The following is a 15,122-nucleotide window of genomic DNA, read 5'->3' on the forward strand; positions in this document are numbered from 1 at the left end:
AGTGACGGGCGGCCGGGTCAACAGTGCGACGGCCGCTCGTAGGATGGCGCCATGACCGACACGCCCGCCCTGCCCCCCATCGCGATCCTCGGAGCCGGCTCGATGGGCGGTGCGATCCTCCACGGGCTCGTGCGGTCCGGCCTGGCCGGCGGCGGTGTCACGGCCACCAACCGCAGCGCGGCGAAGGCCGCAGAACTCGACGGACTCGAGGGTGTGACGAGCATCGCGCTCGAGGCGCAGCCGACCGGCAACTCCGATGCCGTGTCCGCCGCCGACGTGGTGCTGATCGGCGTCAAGCCCGCGATGGTCCCCGATCTCCTGCGCGAGATCGCGCCTGCCCTGCGTCCCGGAACCACGGTCGTGAGCCTGGCCGCCGGCGTGACGATCTCGACGTTCGAGTCGATCCTCGGCGACGAGATCGCGGTGCTGCGGTCCATGCCCAACACGCCCTCGCTCGTGGGCCGCGGCGTGACCGGCCTCGCGGCCGGGTCGACCGCCGACGAGGAGGCGGTCGCCGTCGTCCGGCGCTTGTTCGAGACCGTCGGCTCCGTCGTCGAGGTGCCCGAGTCGCAGATCGACGCGCTGTCGACGATCTCCGGCTCCGGACCCGCGTACTTCTTCCTCGTCGTGGAGGAGTTCACGAAGGCGGCCGTCGGCAAGGGGTTCTCCGAGGCCGACGCCCGGCTCATGGCCGAGCAGACCTTCATCGGGGCTGCGGCGCTGCTGGAGGCATCCGATGTCGATCCTGCCGAGCTCCGGCGGCGCGTCACGAGCCCCAAGGGAACGACCGAGCGCGCCGTCGCCGTCCTGCATGAGGCCCGTCTCGACGAGGTCTTCGCCCGGGCGACCGATGCCGCGCTCGCTCGCGCGAAGGAGCTGGCCGCGGGCGCGTAGGCCCGCGCCGCGGTGCCGCTCAGCGGTCGAGTGCGGCGAAGCGCTCGATGTCGGAGTTCGTGCCCGACACGATGATGAGGTCGTGGTTGGTGACGACGGTGTTGGCCTCGGCGTAGCGGAAGGGCTTGCCGGGGCTCTTCACGCCGACGACGGTCACGTTGTACTTCGTGCGTACGCCGGATTCGTTGAGGCCGACGCCGCGGATGAACTTCGGCGGGTACATCTTGGCCAGCACGAAGTCGTCGTCGAAACGGATGAAGTCGAGCATGCGGCCGCTCACGAGGTGGGCGACGCGCTCGCCGGCCTCGCGCTCGGGGTAGATCACGTGGTTCGCCCCGACGCGGGCGAGGATCTTGCCGTGCGACTGCGACACCGCCTTGGCCCAGATCTGCGGCACCTTGAGGTCCACCAGATTGGCCGTGATGAGGACGGATGCCTCGATCGACGAGCCCACTGCGACGACGGCGACCTGGAAGTCCTGGGCGCCGATCTGCTTGAGGGCGTCGATGTTGCGAGCGTCGGCCTGCACGGTGTGCGTCACGCGCTCGGACCACTTCTGGACGAGCTCGAGGCTGTCGTCGATCGCGAGCACCTCGCGATCGAGCCGGTCGAGCTCGCCGGCGCAGGCGGCGCCGAAGCGCCCCAGCCCGATCACCAGGACGGGAGCGTCGCTGCGGATCCGTTCAACCAACGATGGGCCTTTCCACGGGCAGCGAGTAGAGCTGCGATCGGGACGACGCGGCCACGGCCGCGGCGAGAGTCACTGTACCAACGCGACCCATGATGATCGTGATGGCCATGACGTAGATGGCGCTGTCGGGCAGCTGCGCCGTGAGTCCGGTGGAGAGCCCGACCGTGGCGAATCCGGAGATGACGTCGAAGAGGACGTCGCCGAGGTCGGCCTTGGTGATCTGCGTGATGATGATCGTGGAGATCGCGACGATGGTGGCTCCCCACGCGACGACCGACAGCGCGACGCGCAGCACATCGCTCGGGATGCGGCGGCCGAACACCTGGTTCGAGGCGCGGCCCTTCGCCTCGGACCACACCGCGAGCGCGATCACCGCGAGCGTGGTGACCTTGATGCCGCCGGCCGTCGACGCGGAGCCGCCGCCGACGAACATGAGCATGCACGCCACGAGCAGGCTCGACTGATTGAGCTCGCCGATGTCGAGGATCGCGAACCCGCCGGATCTCGTCATGGCCGACAGGAAGAACGCCTGGAACGTCGTGTCCCATGCGTCCTGCGTGCCGAGCGTGAGCAGGTTGTCGTACTCGAGCACGAGGAAGGCGACGCCGCCCGCGAAGAAGAGGGCGACGGTCGTGATGAGCGTGAGCTTGGTGTGCAGCGACCACTTGCGCACGTGCCACAGCTGCCGGCGGAGCGTGTAGATCACGGGGAAGCCGATCGACCCGAGGAAGACGCCGAACATCAGGACGGTCAGGAAGAAGTAGTCGTGGGCGAAGGGCTCGAGACCCTCGGCGTTCGGGGTGAAGCCGGTGTTGGTGAAGGCCATGGCGGCGTAGAAGGGCGCCTCCCACAGCGCCACCTGCCACGGGACGCCGGCGACGAGGAGCCCCGGATAGAGCAGGATCGCGACGATCGCCTCGATCACGAGGGTCGACAGGGCGACGGTGGCCAGGAGCGAGCCGATCTGCCCGAGCTGGACGGTCTGCCCCTCGTTGACCGGACCGCCGTGCGTGCGCAGCGGGTTGGAGTCGCTCGCCGCGATCAGCTTCGCGCGCAGCCCGAGCCGGCGCGAGATCACGAGGCCGAGGATCGACGCGAGGGTCAGGACGCCCAGGGCGCCGATCTGCACGCCGACGAAGACGAGCACGTGCCCGAACGGCGACCAGTGCGTGGCCATGTCGACCGTGGCGAGGCCCGTCACGCAGATCGTCGACACCGCGGTGAAGAAGGCGTCCGCGAACGGGGTCACCTGCCGGTCGGCGGCGGCGATGGGGAGGGAGAACAGCCCCGTGAACACGAGGATCAGCGACAGGAAGATGATGATCGCGAACCGGGCGGGGGAGCGCTGCGTGAGATCGCGGAAGAAGTCGAAGACCTCGTGGCCCAGCGCTCGCAGTCGGCCGACTCCGGACACGCGCCTGCCCTCCGACATGCGGTGTCCTCCCTGAGATCACGGGTCCGGCGGAATCGTCCTCATGGTACTCCGCGGGGCTCTTGACTAATCTGAGCACATGGCGGACATCTTCGACGTGATCGCGGACGGCACGCGTCGCGACATCCTGCGACTCCTGCTCGATCGCGCCGCCGCGGGGGAGCGTGGCACGAGCGTGTCGTACATCGTGCACGAGCTCGGAGCGAGCCAGCCGACGGTGTCGAAGCACCTCAAGGTGCTGCGCGAGGCGCACCTCGTCTCGGTGCGCGAGGAGGGCCAGCACCGCTACTACAGCCTGTCGGCCGAGCCCCTCGACGAGGTCGACGACTGGCTCGTCCCCTTCCTCGGCGACGAGGACGCCCCGCAGTACGCGGGGTCCGGGCTCCCCGACTCGGCTGCGCACGCCGCGGACGTCGTCGGTCGGGCCGCAGCCTCGGCGAAGTACGCGATCGAGAACGCCCTGAAGAAGCTGCCCGGCCGCTGACACGGCGAAGCGGCCCCGGCGCACCGGGACCGCTTCGGCGAGCAGTCAGCGCCGCCCCGCCTTGCGGCGGAACAGCCAGCCTCCCCACGCGACCGCGAACACCAGGATCGCCAGGCACCACCCGATGCCCCACCACGCCTGGGCGTCGAGCGGCGTGCCCATCAGCAGCCTGCGGATCGTCTCGATGATCGGCGTGACGGGCTGGTTCTCGGCGACCCACTGCAGCCACTCGGGCATCGTGCCGACCGGCACGAACGCGCTCGACAGGTAGGGCAGGAACAGGATGATGAAGCCGTACGCGTTCGCCCCTTCCGGGCTGCCGCTCGCGAGGCCCAGGGCCGCGAACAGGTAGGTGATCGCGAGGATCCACAGCGCGATCATGCCGACGGCGCCGATCCAGCCCCACACGTCCGCAGTCGGGCGGAACCCGACGAGCAGCGCGACGCACACGACCAGCCCGGTCGCCACGAGGTTGCGGAGCAGACTGGCGATCACGTGACCGGTCAGCACCGCGCTCGCGCGCACCGGCATCGTGCGGAAGCGGTCGATGATCCCCGCCTTCATGTCGCTCGCGACGTAGACCGCCGTGCTCGAGGCGCCGAACCCGGCACACAGCAGGATGATGCCGGGCACGACGTAGTCGACGTAGCCGCCGGACGGGTCGATCGCGCCGCCGAAGACGTACGTGAACATCAGCATCAGCAGCACGGGGAGCATGATCGCCATCAGGAGCGATTCGCCGTCGCGCAGCGAGTGGCGCAGGCTCCGGCCGAGGAACACGCGCTCCGCGGTCAGGCCGCCGATGCGGGGGCGGAGGGCGGGCGCCGCCGGCGCCGAGGTCAGCGCGCTCATGCGATCACCTTCACCGAGGCCGGGCGGGAGTCCGGCGTGGTGAGCGCCAGGAAGACGTCGTCGAGGCTGGGCCGGCGCAGCGATACGACGCCCTCCGCGCCCGATTCGTCGAGCTGGTCGAGTGCGGCGCGCAGTCCCGAGACCGTGCCGTCCGTCGGGACTTCGTGCATCAGGTCGCCGTGGAGGTCGTGCAGCTCGACGGTGTCTCCGCCGATGCGCGCCTTGAGCTGCGCCGCCGTGCCGGTGGCCACGATGCGGCCGCCGTCGAGAACGGCGATGCGGTCGGCGAGGTGGTCGGCCTCTTCGAGGTACTGAGTGGTGAGGAACACCGTGGTGCCGGCGTCGGCGATGGAGCGGATGACGTCCCACAGTTCACGTCGGCTGCGCGTGTCGAGACCTGTCGTGGGCTCGTCGAGGAAGAGCACCTCCGGCGTCACCACGAAGCTGAGCGCGAGGTCGAGCCGCCGGCGCATGCCGCCGGAGTAGGCGCCCACGCGCTTGGCCGCGGCATCCGTCAGATCGAAACGGGCGAGCAGCTCGACAGCCCTGCTGCGTGCGGCGCGACCCGACAATCCGGACAGGCGACCGAGCATCGCGAGGTTCTCCGTGCCCGTGAGCATGTCGTCGACGGCGGCGGACTGCCCGGTGAGGCTGATGCGACGCTTCACTCCGTCGGGGTCTTCGGCGACGTCGACGCCGCAGACCGTCGCGGTGCCCGCGTCGGGGCGGTTGAGCGAGGTGAGCACGTTGATCGTCGTCGTCTTGCCCGCTCCGTTGGGACCGAGCAGCGCGAACACCTCGCCGCGCGCGACCGTGAGGTCGAGATCGTCGAGCACGACCTGCGTGCCGAAGGACTTGCGCAACCCGCGGATCTCGATCGCAGGGCCGCCGTGGGGGCTGGTCATGAGGCATCCCTCTCTTCTGTGTACGAGTGTCACGGCCTGTGTACGCCGCAAACTGTTTATGACAGTAACACACTGTTTACGCACTAAACAGTCCTAGACTGACGCCATGACCGATGCCACCGACATCGAGCTTCCGCGCGGGGTCGCCCTCGCGTGGGGCGTCGCCGCCAATCCACAGCGCGGGCCGAAGCGCGAGATGAGCGTCGAGCGAATCGTCGAGGCGGCGGTCGAGATCGCCGACGCCGAGGGACTGGCCGCGGTGTCGATGGCCGCGGTCGCATCGAAGCTGGGCTTCACCCCGATGTCGCTCTACCGGTATGTGAGCGCGAAGGACGACCTCGTCCTGCTGATGCAGGAGGAGGCGACAGGCGCCCCGTCCGACGCGACGCGCGAGGCCGGCGGCTGGCGTGAGCGTCTCGAAGCCCTCTATCGCGAGCAGCTCCAGCACTACCTGCGCCACCCCTGGGTGCTCGACATCCCCATCTCGGGAGTGCCGGCCACGCCCAACAGTGCCGCGTGGATGGATGCCGGGCTCAGCGCGCTCGCCGAGACCGACCTCACCTACGACGAACGACTGGCGGTCATGCTGCTCGTCACCGGCACCGCGCACTGGGCCGGGTCGATCCTCGCCGGCTACGCGCGCGTCGAGCGGGAGGGAGGGCTCGACGGCGAGACCATCACGCGGAACGAGGACGCCCTCTTCCGCTCGCTCATCACGGCGGACGCGTATCCCCACCTGCGCGCGGCCATCGAGTCGGGGGTCTTCCTCGACGAGTCCGATCCGTTCTCGTTCGCGCTCGAACGCGGTCTCGACGGCGTGGCCGCATACATCGCGACGGATCCGGCATCGCGGCGCGGAAGCAGCCCGACGTGGGTGACCCTCGACGACGGCGACATCGCCGACGACAAGAAGTTCCGTGAGGCGCAGAAGGCCGTGCGCGAGGCCGAGAAGGCGCTGCGCGATGCCCGCAAGATCGAGCGCCAGGTCGCGCGCGATGCCCGGGAGCGCCGTGCGCGCGCTCGCGGCGAGCGGTGACGGCGCTTTCCTGAACATCACGAGTCACACAGGTTTACACGCGTCCCTCCGCACCTCTAGAGTGTGCACATCACTCTTGGGGAGAGGAAACAGTCCCAGCTTTCTGGGGAAAGGGATTGAAATGCCGGAACTGCCCGACGTGCGCTTTCTGACGGTCGCCGAGGTCGCCGAGCTCATGCGTGTCTCGAAGATGACCGTCTACCGCCTCGTCCACTCGGGCGAGCTTCCCGCGGTCCGTTTCGGCCGCAGCTACCGGGTCCCGGAATCGGCCGTCACCGACGCCCTGCAACGGCCCATCGCCGACGTCGGCTAGACTGTCCCGAGGCATTTTCCGCATCTGCCCGTTCCCGGGCGCGCACGCGTCGCGCCCAGACCCCGACATTGTGAGGTTTTCCGTGGGTTCAGTCATCAAGAAGCGCCGCAAGCGCATGGCGAAGAAGAAGCACCGCAAGCTGCTTCGCAAGACTCGCCACCAGCGCCGCAACAAGAAGTAAGCGGCACCGACACCAAGCGCCTGTCCTCGGATGGGCGCTTCGTGTATGCGAGCCCGCTTCCGCGATACGAAAGGCCGTCATGCAGACGATCACCGTCCACCAGCTCCGCGAGAACCCCGGCACGCCCGTCGTCGACGTCCGCGAGACGTGGGAGTACGAGGGTGGTCGCGTGCCCGGCGCGGTGAACCTGCCCATGTCGACGCTCGGAGAGCATCTCGACGAGCTGCCGGACGGAGCGTTCGCGGTCATCTGCAAGGTCGGCGGCCGCTCGGCCCGCGTGGTCGAGGCCCTCAGCGCGCGCGGCTACGACGCGGCGAACGTCGACGGCGGCACGGACGAGTGGATCGCGGCCGGCTATCCCGTCGAGCAGTGAGTCCCGGGCGCTGACATGACCCGCCTCACCCTCATCGGCAAGCCCGACTGCCACCTGTGCGAGGTCGCACGCGAGGTCGTCGAGACCGTCGTGGCGGAGCTGCCCGAAGACATGGTCGACGTCGAAGAGCTCTCGATCGCCGACGACCCGGCGCTGCATGCGCTGTGGTGGGAGAAGATCCCGGTCGTCCTCATCGACGACGAACTGCACGGCCACTGGCGCGTGTCGCCCGACCGGCTGCGCGAGGCACTGCTCGCTCACAGCGTCGAGAGCTGAGCTCCCCGAGGGCGATCTCCGGCGTCAGCGGCGCCTACGCCGGTGACCATCGCGCGCACGCGCTCCGTCCACGGCCCCGGCTCGACCGACCTGCGGAAGCCGGCGCTCACGCGGGTGTCCGTGGGCTACGGCGCGAGGCGCGTCGGACCCCGGAACAGGTAGGTCACCTCGCGGATGGAGTCCTGACCGAGCAGCAGCATCAGCACCCGCGCGAGGCCCATGCCGAACCCGCCGTGCGGCGGGGCGCCGTAGCGGAAGAAGTCGAGGTAGAAGTCGAGGTGCTCGGGCTCGAGGCCCTTCTCCTTCGCCTGTTCGATCAGCACGTCGACGCGGTGCTCGCGCTGCGCTCCGGTCGTGATCTCGACGCCCTTGAAGAGAAGGTCGTACGACTTCGTCAGCCCGGTCTGCTCATCGCGCATGTGGTAGAACGCGCGGATCTCGGGGTGGTAGTCGGCGATGAAGACGAACTGGTGACCGTAGGTCTCCTCGACGTGCGCGGAGATCTGGCGCTCGCCCTCAGGGTCGAGGTCGCCGTCGGTGCGGGGGATGTCGTAGCCGCGGCCCTTCACGATCTCGCGGGCCTCGGCGAGCGGAATGCGCGGGAACGGGATCGTGGGCACCTGCACCTCGAGGCCGAAGAGCTCCTCGATCTCGGCGCCGTGCTTGTCCTTGACCGCCTGGAACGCGGTCTGGAGGAGCTCCTCCTGCATCGCGGCGACGTCCTCGTGCGAGTCGATCCAGCTGATCTCGGCATCGACGCTGGTGAACTCGGTCGCGTGGCGCGACGTGAACGACGGGTCGGCGCGGAATGCCGGGGCGACCTCGAAGATCTTGCCGAAGCCGGCGACCTGCGCCATCTGCTTGAAGAACTGCGGCGACTGCGCGAGGTACGCCGTCTTGTCCTCGAAGTAGGGCACCTCGAAGAGCTCGGCGTTGGACTCGGACGCCGAGGCCATGAGCTTGGGAGAGTGGACCTCGATGTAGTCGCGCTCGATCCAGTACGTGCGCATCGCGTGCTCGAGCGTCGTCTGCACGCGGAAGATCAGGTTGTTGCGCCGCTGGCGCAGGTCGAGGAACCGCCAGTCCATGCGCTTGTCGAGGCCGGAGTCGGCGGCGATCGGAGTCTCGGGCAACGCGGCAGCCGCGATGTCGAGCGCGCCGATCTTGATCTCGACGCCCCCGAGCTTGACGCGCTCGTCGTGCTTGAGCTCACCCGTGACGGTCAGGAACGTGCCCGTCGACAGGTTCGAGATGAGGTCGGTCAGGGCGAGCGCGCCGGCGTCCTGCTCGCTGCCGTCCTCGGCCGGGCGCGTAGCCGGGTTGACCAGCTGCACGGCACCCGTCTCGTCCCGGAGGATGACGAACTGCACCTTCTTCTGATCGCGGACGGTCTCGACCCATCCGGAGACGGAGACGGGGCCGTCGGCGAGGCCGGAAAGCTGGTTCACGAGGACGCGTTCACTCACGAGGGATCAGTCTACGTGGGCGATCCTGCGCCCCGTGCCCGGCCGATCGCCCGCGGGGAGGGCGGCCCTCCCGCAGATCCGGGGGTCAGCACCCAGGATCGGCACACGTGGCTCGCGTAGCGTCGAGGGAGCCGCCCCGGCCGGGCCGCGGCATCCGATCACCGAGAGCGAAGCCCCCGATGACCGAAACCTCCCCCGACACCTCATGGCTCTCCGCGCTGCTGGACTGGTCCGTCTCCCTCATGGACGTCATCGGTCCCGCGGGCGCCGGCATCGCTATCGCCCTGGAGAACCTGTTCCCGCCGCTGCCCAGCGAGGTCGTGCTGCCCATGGCGGGCCTCGCGGCGAGCTCCGGCTCCTTCACACTGTTCGAGGCGCTCGCGTGGACCACCGCCGGCTCGATCGTCGGCGCCTTCTTCTCTACGGCCTCGGCGCCTGGCTCGGCGTCGGCCGCCTGCGGCGCATCGCTGCGCGCGTGCCGCTGCTGCACCCCGAGGACATCGACCGCACCGTGGCCTGGTTCGAGCGGCACGGCGGCAAGGCCGTCTTCTTCGGGCGCATGATCCCGATCTTCCGCAGTCTCATCTCGATCCCGGCGGGCGTCACGCGCATGCCGGTGTGGCGGTTCGCGCTGCTCACCGCCGCGGGGAGCCTCATCTGGAACACGGTGTTCGTGATGGCCGGGTTCCTGCTGGGCGAGTCGTGGCACGTCGTCGAGCAGTACGTCGACGTGCTGCAGTACGTCGTGATCGGCGCCGTCGCGCTGGCCGTGGCGTGGTTCGTGTTCGTGCGCACGCGCGCCGTGGTCGCGGCATCCCGTCGCTCCGGTCCGGACGAGGGCGCAGGCGAGCGCGAGCTCGCCTCCTCGCGCACGGACTGACGCTCAGCGGCCCCACAGACCAGGCCACCGTAGACTGGTCGGGTGCCCGCCGATCGCCTCCATCTCGTGCGCCATGGGGAGGTCCACAATCCCCGCCGCGTGCTCTACGGGCGACTCCCCGGGTTCGGCCTCTCGACCGACGGACGCGGCATGGCACGGCAGGCCGCCGAGTACATCCAGGCCCTCGACCGGCCGGTCACCGCACTCGTGTGCTCACCGCTGCAGCGCACGCAGGAGTCGGCGGAGCCCTTCACCGAGCTCTTCGGGCTCGAGCCGCGCATCGACGAGCGCGTCATCGAGCCGACGAACGTCTTCGAGGGGCGGCGCATGGCGCAGGCCCTCATCAACCCGTGGAACTGGCGCCACCTGCGCAAGCCCGCGCTCCCGAGCTGGGGCGAGCCGTACGCCGACGTGGTGGGCCGCATGAACAAGGCGATGACGGAGGCGTGGGATGCCGCGGAATCGGGTGACGTCGTCATCGTGTCGCACCAGCTCCCGATCTGGATCACCCACCTCGCCGTCGCCGCGCAGCCGCTGCGGCACGACCCTCGCGCGCGACGCTGCGCGCTGTCGAGCGTGACGAGCTTCGAGATGCAGGACGGCACCTGGGCCGAGGTCGCCTATGCCGAGCCGGCGTCGCTGTCGGGCTCGGTCGACGTGGGAGCGGTGTGATGGATTCGGTTCGGCGGCGGCGGATCGCGCGACGGGGGCGGGGCGCGGCATCCGCTCTCCTCGCCCTGGGCCTGATCGCAGGACTCGCGGCGTGCACGAACGACCCTCTCGCCGAGCAGTACCGCGCCGGCGACAACAAGGGCTTCATCGCGGCGAACGGGCTGCAGGTCGTCGAGATCCCCGCGGGCGAGCGCACCGAGCCGGTGGAGTTCGAGGGCACGACTGAGGCGGGCGACGCGCTCGGCAGCGCCGACGTCGCCGGCGACGTCGTGGTCGTGAACTTCTGGTACGCCGCGTGCGGTCCGTGCCGGGCGGAGGCGTCGTCGCTGGAAGACGCCTACACGTCGTTCGAGGGCGAGGGCGTCTCGTTCATCGGCGTCAACACCAGCGATGCGCCCGAGACGGCGACCGCCTTCGCGGAGCAGTACGGCATCACCTACCCGAGCCTCATGGCCGCGCAGGACGGCGCGATCAAGCTCGCGTTCGCCGACAAGACGCCCATCAACGCCACGCCGACGACACTGGTCCTCGACAAGGAGGGCCGCGTCGCCGCGCGCATCATCGGCCAGCTCGAGAGCGCGTCCATCCTGCAGACCCTCGTGCGCGACGCGCTGGACGAGTCGTGACCCCGGCCGACCTCGTCGCCGACGGCTCGCTGCTGATCGCCGTGCCGATCGCGGTCCTCGCCGGTCTGCTGTCGTTCCTCTCGCCGTGCGTGCTCCCGCTCGTGCCCGGGTATCTGGGTTTCATCGGCGGGGCGGTGTCACCGCGCGAAACTCGCAGATCTGCGCCGATCCCGCAGGATTCCGCGGAAGGGCTGCGAGCTTCGCGGGATTCTGCGAGCGCTGTGGAGGTGAAGCAGGAGACGGATCCCGCGCCCACCCGCGGCAAGCTTCTGCTCGGCGTCCTCCTCTTCATCGCGGGCTTCACGCTCGTGTTCGTCAGCGTCGCCATGCTCGGCGGCACGCTCGGCCGCTTCTTCATCGAGTACGCCGATGCGATCACCCGGGTGCTGGGCGTCGTGGTCATCGCGATGGGGCTCGTCTTCATCGGCGTCTTCGGCCTCGCGCAGCGCATCGCGCGGCCGCAGGTGCGCGGCAACCTCGGGCTCATCGGCGCCCCCCTGCTGGGCATCGCGCTCGGCATCGGCTGGGCGCCGTGCATCGGACCCACGCTCGCCGTGATCCTCACGATGGCGTTCGACTCGGGCTCGGCCGCGCGTGCCGCGACGCTCGGGCTCGCGTATTCACTGGGGCTCGGCATCCCGTTCGTGCTGCTCACCCTCGGCTTCGGGTGGGCGACCCGCTCGGTGTCGTTCGTGCGCCGACACATCCGCGCCGTCAACATCGTCGGCGGTGCGCTGCTCATCGCGCTCGGCCTGCTCATGGTGACGGGCGTCTGGACGCAGATCATGGCTCAGCTGCAGGGGGTGTTCGCCAGTGTCCCGCTCCCGCTCTGAGGCAGACGTCGAGACCGCCGACCCGCTGCGCCCCGCGGACCACGCCGAGTCGGCGGCATCCGGCGACATCAACCAGCCGGCGCTCGGCTTCGTCGGCTGGATCCGCTGGGGCTGGCGGCAGCTCACGTCGATGCGCACCGCGCTCGTGCTGCTCCTGCTGCTCGCGATCGCCGCGGTCCCGGGATCGCTCGTGCCGCAGCGCAGCGCCGACCCGAACGGCGTCACGCAGTACTTCGCCGACAACCCCGACCTGGCGCCGGTGCTCGACAACCTGAGCCTTTTCGACGTCTACGCGTCGCCCTGGTTCTCCGCGATCTACATCCTGCTGTTCGTCTCGCTCATCGGGTGTGTCATCCCGCGCACGAAGCACCACTGGAAGGCGCTGCGCGCCCGCCCGCCCCGCACGCCGGCACGGCTGTCGCGGCTCGACGTGCACCGCACCGAGGTCGTCGAGCTCGCTGCCGACGCCGATGCGCCGGCGGCGGCGTCGTCGGCGATCGAGGCCGCGCAGGCGCAGCTGAAGAGGGCCGGCTACCGCGTCGAGCGGTACGACGCGGGCGCGACCCTGTCGGTGTCCGCCGAGCGCGGCTACCTGCGCGAGACGGGCAACCTGGTGTTCCACGCGGCGCTCGTCGGCGTGCTTCTCGCGGTCGGCATCGGCGGCGGGTTCACCCACACCGGGCAGACGGTCATCATCGAGGGGCGCACCTTCGTCAACACGATGCTCGACTACACCTCCTTCAACCCGGGACGCTTCTTCGACGAGGAGTCGCTCGAGCCCTACGCCCTGACGCTCGACCGCTTCGACGTCGAGTACCAGCCGCTCGGCGAGCCTGGCCAGGGTCAGGCCGGCGACTTCGTGGCGAACCTCACGACGCAGTACGCGGGGGAGGAGCCGTCCAGCGGCGAGGTGCGCGTGAACCAGCCGCTCGAGATGGCGGGAGACCGCATCTACCTCATGGGCAACGGCTACGCCCCCACGCTGACGGTGCGCAACGCCGACGGCGACGTCGTCTTCTCGGAGTCGGTGCCGTTCCTCCCGCAGGACACGTTCATGACCTCGCTCGGCGTCGTCAAGATCCCGGACGGCCTGCGCGATCCCGCCGGCGCCCCGGAGCAGATGGCGCTGCAGGGCTTCTTCTACCCGACGCAGGCGCCGCTGCACACCGGAGCGTTCGCATCGGCGTACCCCGCTCTGGTGAACCCGGTCCTGTCGCTCAACGTCTTCGCGGGCGACCTCGGGATCGACGACGGCACGCCGCGCTCGGTGTACACCCTCGACCCGTCCGAGATGACGCAGCTGGCCGGCCGCGGCACCGACGTCGAGCCGATCGAGCTCGCCCCGGGCGAGACGGCAGACCTGCCGGGCGGCTACGGAACGATCACGTTCGAGAACGATTCGCCCGCCGGCGCGCAGGGCTACGAGGAGTCGGTCAAGCGGTACGTGTCGCTCTCGATCCATCGCGACACCGCGGCCACGTGGGTGCTCGTGTTCGCGGTGATGGCGACCGCGGGCCTGCTCGCCGCGCTCTTCGTGCCGCGTCGGCGCATGTGGGTGAAGGCGACGACCCAGGGGCGCGCGCTCCGCCTCGAGTACGCGGGCCTCGCCCGTGGAGAGGACCCGACCCTCGACGCCGCGGTGATGCAGTTCGCCCAGCGGCACGGCGCCTCGCTGACCACGGACGCCGCGCCGCGGGCAGCGGCCGGTGCGCCGAAGGACGACACCCCCGAGACCCGAAAAGTAGACTGAGGACCATGCCCGACACGACGACCGCCCTCTCGCTCGACTCGGTGTCGGTGCTCCTCGTGTGGACGGCCATCGCCGTGTATGCGCTCGCGTTCGTCGCCTACGCCGTCGATCTCGCGCGCCGCGGCGCCGCCTCGGTCGACGCGAAGGACGCCTCGGTCCGTGAGTTGGTCGCAGCCGGCGGTGGGCGAGCGGATGCCGCGGCCTCGGTCGCTGCGCAGGAGAGGGCCGCCGAGGCGGCGCTCGACGCCCGTCCGGGCGACCGCCCCCGACTGCTGTGGGCACGCATCGGCACGTCGCTGACCGTCCTCGGGTTCCTCTTCCACGTCGGCGCCGACGTCACGCGGGGCATCGCGGCGGGCCGTGTGCCGTGGTCGAACATGTACGAGTTCGCGCTCACGGGGACGATGCTGATCATCGCCGTCTACCTCGCGGTGCTTCTCCGCTATGACCTGCGGTTCCTGGGCACGTTCATCACCGGGCTCGTCGTGGTGCTGCTCGGCGGCACGGCCATCTGGTTCTACACCGACATCGTGCCGCTGATGGACCCGCTCAAGTCGGTGTGGCTCGTGATCCACGTGTTCGTGGCGTCCCTCGCGACCGCACTGTTCGCCCTCGCGTTCGGACTCTCGGTCATGCAGCTGATGCAGGCGCGACGTGAGCGTCGCACCATCGCGGCCGCGGCGGCGGAGGCATCCGGTCAGCCTGTGAAGACGGGCCCCCGCTTCCTGCGCACGCTCCCGGGCGCGGACGCGCTGGAGTCGCTGGCGTACCGCTTCGCGATCCTCGGTTTCATCTTCTGGACGTTCACCCTCATCGCCGGCTCGATCTGGGCCAACGACGCCTGGGGGCGCTACTGGGGCTTCGACACGAAGGAAGTCTGGACGTTCGTCATCTGGGTGCTCTACGCGGGGTACATCCACGCTCGTGCGACGCGGGGCTGGCGGGGTTCACGGTCGGCGTGGCTGTCGATCATCGGCTTCACCGCCGTGATCTTCAACTTCACGATCGTCAACATGTTCTTCAAGGGCCTGCACGCCTACTCCGGCCTGAGCTGACGCGGATTCCGGGCGGGCATGCCGCCGACGGCATGTCCCTCGCGTCGGACGAATATCTCGCGGACCACTTGACGACGGGCTCGCGTCGGGTCTAGCGTCTGCCGCGAACCGCTTATTCAGCGGGTCCGCCTCGCGGCGTGATCCGGTCTCGAGCGGTTCGGGGTTGAGATTCAGGGGTCGCCGGGGTTCGGGGGAGCCGCGTAGCGGAATGAGTACACCGGCGCGTTGTCACGTTGTCCAAAACGATCGACAGGCGCGTCATGGTTGTGGGAGAGGGACGGAAGCGCTCGAGGAGCGCGGCGTTCGGTGTGGTCGCCTATGCGACCGCCATCGTCGTCGGCCTCGGCCTGACCGCGCCCGTCGCGACCGTCTCCGGCCCGACGACCGCGCTGGCCGCATCGAC

17 protein-coding genes and 1 pseudogene are annotated in these 15,122 nt (G+C 69.8%); 13 read left to right on the forward strand and 5 right to left on the reverse strand.

Annotated features, from left to right (window positions below; all coding sequences use genetic code 11):
- The first annotated feature begins 51 nt into the window (after positions 1–51).
- Entirely contained in the window at positions 52–894 is an 843-nt protein-coding gene (gene proC, locus OB08_RS00455) for a pyrroline-5-carboxylate reductase (RefSeq protein WP_461470978.1), read from the forward strand.
- Between the two features lie 19 nt (positions 895–913).
- Here proC and OB08_RS00460 read toward each other — a convergent pair whose 3' ends face one another.
- Positions 914–1,585 (reverse strand): potassium channel family protein, encoded by a 672-nt coding sequence (locus tag OB08_RS00460; protein WP_461470980.1) that lies wholly within the window; start codon positions 1,583–1,585, stop codon positions 914–916.
- On the reverse strand, positions 1,578–3,017 hold the full coding sequence (locus tag OB08_RS00465) for a TrkH family potassium uptake protein (protein ID WP_461470982.1): 1,440 nt from the start codon (positions 3,015–3,017) through the stop codon (positions 1,578–1,580). The genes OB08_RS00460 and OB08_RS00465 overlap by 8 nt, the downstream gene beginning before the upstream one ends.
- Positions 3,018–3,096: 79 nt before the next feature.
- Between OB08_RS00465 and OB08_RS00470 the strand changes: the two genes are divergently transcribed.
- Entirely contained in the window at positions 3,097–3,501 is a 405-nt protein-coding gene (locus OB08_RS00470; RefSeq protein ID WP_461470984.1) for an ArsR/SmtB family transcription factor, read from the forward strand.
- Between the two features lie 45 nt (positions 3,502–3,546).
- On the opposite strand, the gene OB08_RS00475 is transcribed toward OB08_RS00470, so the two are convergent.
- Together OB08_RS00475 and OB08_RS00480 are read right to left on the reverse strand one after the other, a co-directional pair.
- Positions 3,547–4,353 carry an ABC transporter permease gene (locus tag OB08_RS00475; RefSeq protein ID WP_461470986.1) on the reverse strand — a complete coding sequence of 269 codons (807 nt, stop codon included), beginning with the start codon at positions 4,351–4,353 and terminating at the stop codon, positions 3,547–3,549.
- Positions 4,350–5,258, reverse strand: a complete 909-nt coding sequence (locus tag OB08_RS00480) for an ATP-binding cassette domain-containing protein (RefSeq protein ID WP_461470988.1) — start codon at positions 5,256–5,258, stop codon at positions 4,350–4,352. Before OB08_RS00480 ends, OB08_RS00475 begins: the two co-directional genes overlap by 4 nt.
- 106 nt (positions 5,259–5,364) lie before the next feature.
- On the opposite strand from OB08_RS00480, the gene OB08_RS00485 reads away from it, so the two are divergent.
- The 5 genes from OB08_RS00485 to OB08_RS00505 all read left to right on the forward strand — a co-directional run bounded on the left by OB08_RS00485 (position 5,365) and on the right by OB08_RS00505 (position 7,437).
- Positions 5,365–6,294 carry a TetR/AcrR family transcriptional regulator gene (locus tag OB08_RS00485; RefSeq protein WP_461470990.1) on the forward strand — a complete coding sequence of 310 codons (930 nt, stop codon included), beginning with the start codon at positions 5,365–5,367 and terminating at the stop codon, positions 6,292–6,294.
- 121 nt (positions 6,295–6,415) lie between these two features.
- Positions 6,416–6,607: a helix-turn-helix domain-containing protein gene (locus tag OB08_RS00490; protein ID WP_461470992.1), complete on the forward strand. Its 192-nt coding sequence runs from the start codon at positions 6,416–6,418 to the stop codon at positions 6,605–6,607.
- Between the two features lie 82 nt (positions 6,608–6,689).
- On the forward strand, positions 6,690–6,788 hold the full coding sequence (locus OB08_RS00495) for a 30S ribosomal protein bS22 (RefSeq protein ID WP_003792170.1): 99 nt from the start codon (positions 6,690–6,692) through the stop codon (positions 6,786–6,788).
- 79 nt (positions 6,789–6,867) lie between these two features.
- Positions 6,868–7,161, forward strand: a complete 294-nt coding sequence (locus OB08_RS00500; protein ID WP_461471016.1) for a rhodanese-like domain-containing protein — start codon at positions 6,868–6,870, stop codon at positions 7,159–7,161.
- Between the two features lie 15 nt (positions 7,162–7,176).
- Positions 7,177–7,437, forward strand: a complete 261-nt coding sequence (locus OB08_RS00505) for a glutaredoxin family protein (protein ID WP_461471018.1) — start codon at positions 7,177–7,179, stop codon at positions 7,435–7,437.
- A gap of 125 nt (positions 7,438–7,562) precedes the next feature.
- On the opposite strand, the gene aspS is transcribed toward OB08_RS00505, so the two are convergent.
- Positions 7,563–8,903 carry an aspartate--tRNA(Asn) ligase gene (aspS, locus tag OB08_RS00510; protein ID WP_461471020.1) on the reverse strand — a complete coding sequence of 447 codons (1,341 nt, stop codon included), beginning with the start codon at positions 8,901–8,903 and terminating at the stop codon, positions 7,563–7,565.
- A 179-nt stretch (positions 8,904–9,082) separates the two neighbouring features.
- Between aspS and OB08_RS00515 the strand changes: the two are divergent.
- The 6 genes and pseudogenes from OB08_RS00515 (at position 9,083) to ccsB (ending at position 14,719) form a co-directional block, all read left to right on the forward strand.
- Positions 9,083–9,783: pseudogene (locus OB08_RS00515) on the forward strand (DedA family protein).
- A gap of 42 nt (positions 9,784–9,825) precedes the next feature.
- On the forward strand, positions 9,826–10,455 hold the full coding sequence (locus OB08_RS00520) for a histidine phosphatase family protein (RefSeq protein WP_461471022.1): 630 nt from the start codon (positions 9,826–9,828) through the stop codon (positions 10,453–10,455).
- Complete coding sequence (locus OB08_RS00525; RefSeq protein ID WP_461471024.1) at positions 10,455–11,081, forward strand: TlpA family protein disulfide reductase; 627 nt, start codon at positions 10,455–10,457, stop codon at positions 11,079–11,081. Before OB08_RS00520 ends, OB08_RS00525 begins: the two co-directional genes overlap by 1 nt.
- A 29-nt stretch (positions 11,082–11,110) precedes the next feature.
- The gene (locus OB08_RS00530; RefSeq protein WP_461471032.1) at positions 11,111–11,914 is read left to right on the forward strand and encodes a cytochrome c biogenesis CcdA family protein; all 804 of its coding nucleotides are present in this window, start codon (positions 11,111–11,113) and stop codon (positions 11,912–11,914) included.
- Positions 11,895–13,664, forward strand: coding sequence for a cytochrome c biogenesis protein ResB (gene resB / locus OB08_RS00535; protein WP_461471026.1), 1,770 nt, complete (start codon positions 11,895–11,897; stop codon positions 13,662–13,664). The genes OB08_RS00530 and resB overlap by 20 nt, the downstream gene beginning before the upstream one ends.
- Positions 13,665–13,669: 5 nt before the next feature.
- Positions 13,670–14,719 (forward strand): c-type cytochrome biogenesis protein CcsB, encoded by a 1,050-nt coding sequence (gene ccsB, locus OB08_RS00540; RefSeq protein ID WP_461471028.1) that lies wholly within the window; start codon positions 13,670–13,672, stop codon positions 14,717–14,719.
- The last annotated feature ends 403 nt before the right edge of the window (positions 14,720–15,122 follow it).

This window comes from Microbacterium sp. HJ5 (assembly GCF_054824025.1).

Coding starts and splice junctions, on each gene's coding strand:
- proC (WP_461470978.1), top strand. CDS start 52: ATGACCGACACGCCCGCCCTGCCCCCCATCGCGATCCTCGGAGCCGGC.
- OB08_RS00465 (WP_461470982.1), bottom strand. CDS start 3,017: ATGTCGGAGGGCAGGCGCGTGTCCGGAGTCGGCCGACTGCGAGCGCTG.
- OB08_RS00470 (WP_461470984.1), top strand. CDS start 3,097: ATGGCGGACATCTTCGACGTGATCGCGGACGGCACGCGTCGCGACATC.
- OB08_RS00475 (WP_461470986.1), bottom strand. CDS start 4,353: ATGAGCGCGCTGACCTCGGCGCCGGCGGCGCCCGCCCTCCGCCCCCGC.
- OB08_RS00480 (WP_461470988.1), bottom strand. CDS start 5,258: ATGACCAGCCCCCACGGCGGCCCTGCGATCGAGATCCGCGGGTTGCGC.
- OB08_RS00485 (WP_461470990.1), top strand. CDS start 5,365: ATGACCGATGCCACCGACATCGAGCTTCCGCGCGGGGTCGCCCTCGCG.
- OB08_RS00490 (WP_461470992.1), top strand. CDS start 6,416: ATGCCGGAACTGCCCGACGTGCGCTTTCTGACGGTCGCCGAGGTCGCC.
- OB08_RS00500 (WP_461471016.1), top strand. CDS start 6,868: ATGCAGACGATCACCGTCCACCAGCTCCGCGAGAACCCCGGCACGCCC.
- OB08_RS00505 (WP_461471018.1), top strand. CDS start 7,177: ATGACCCGCCTCACCCTCATCGGCAAGCCCGACTGCCACCTGTGCGAG.
- OB08_RS00525 (WP_461471024.1), top strand. CDS start 10,455: ATGGATTCGGTTCGGCGGCGGCGGATCGCGCGACGGGGGCGGGGCGCG.
- ccsB (WP_461471028.1), top strand. CDS start 13,670: ATGCCCGACACGACGACCGCCCTCTCGCTCGACTCGGTGTCGGTGCTC.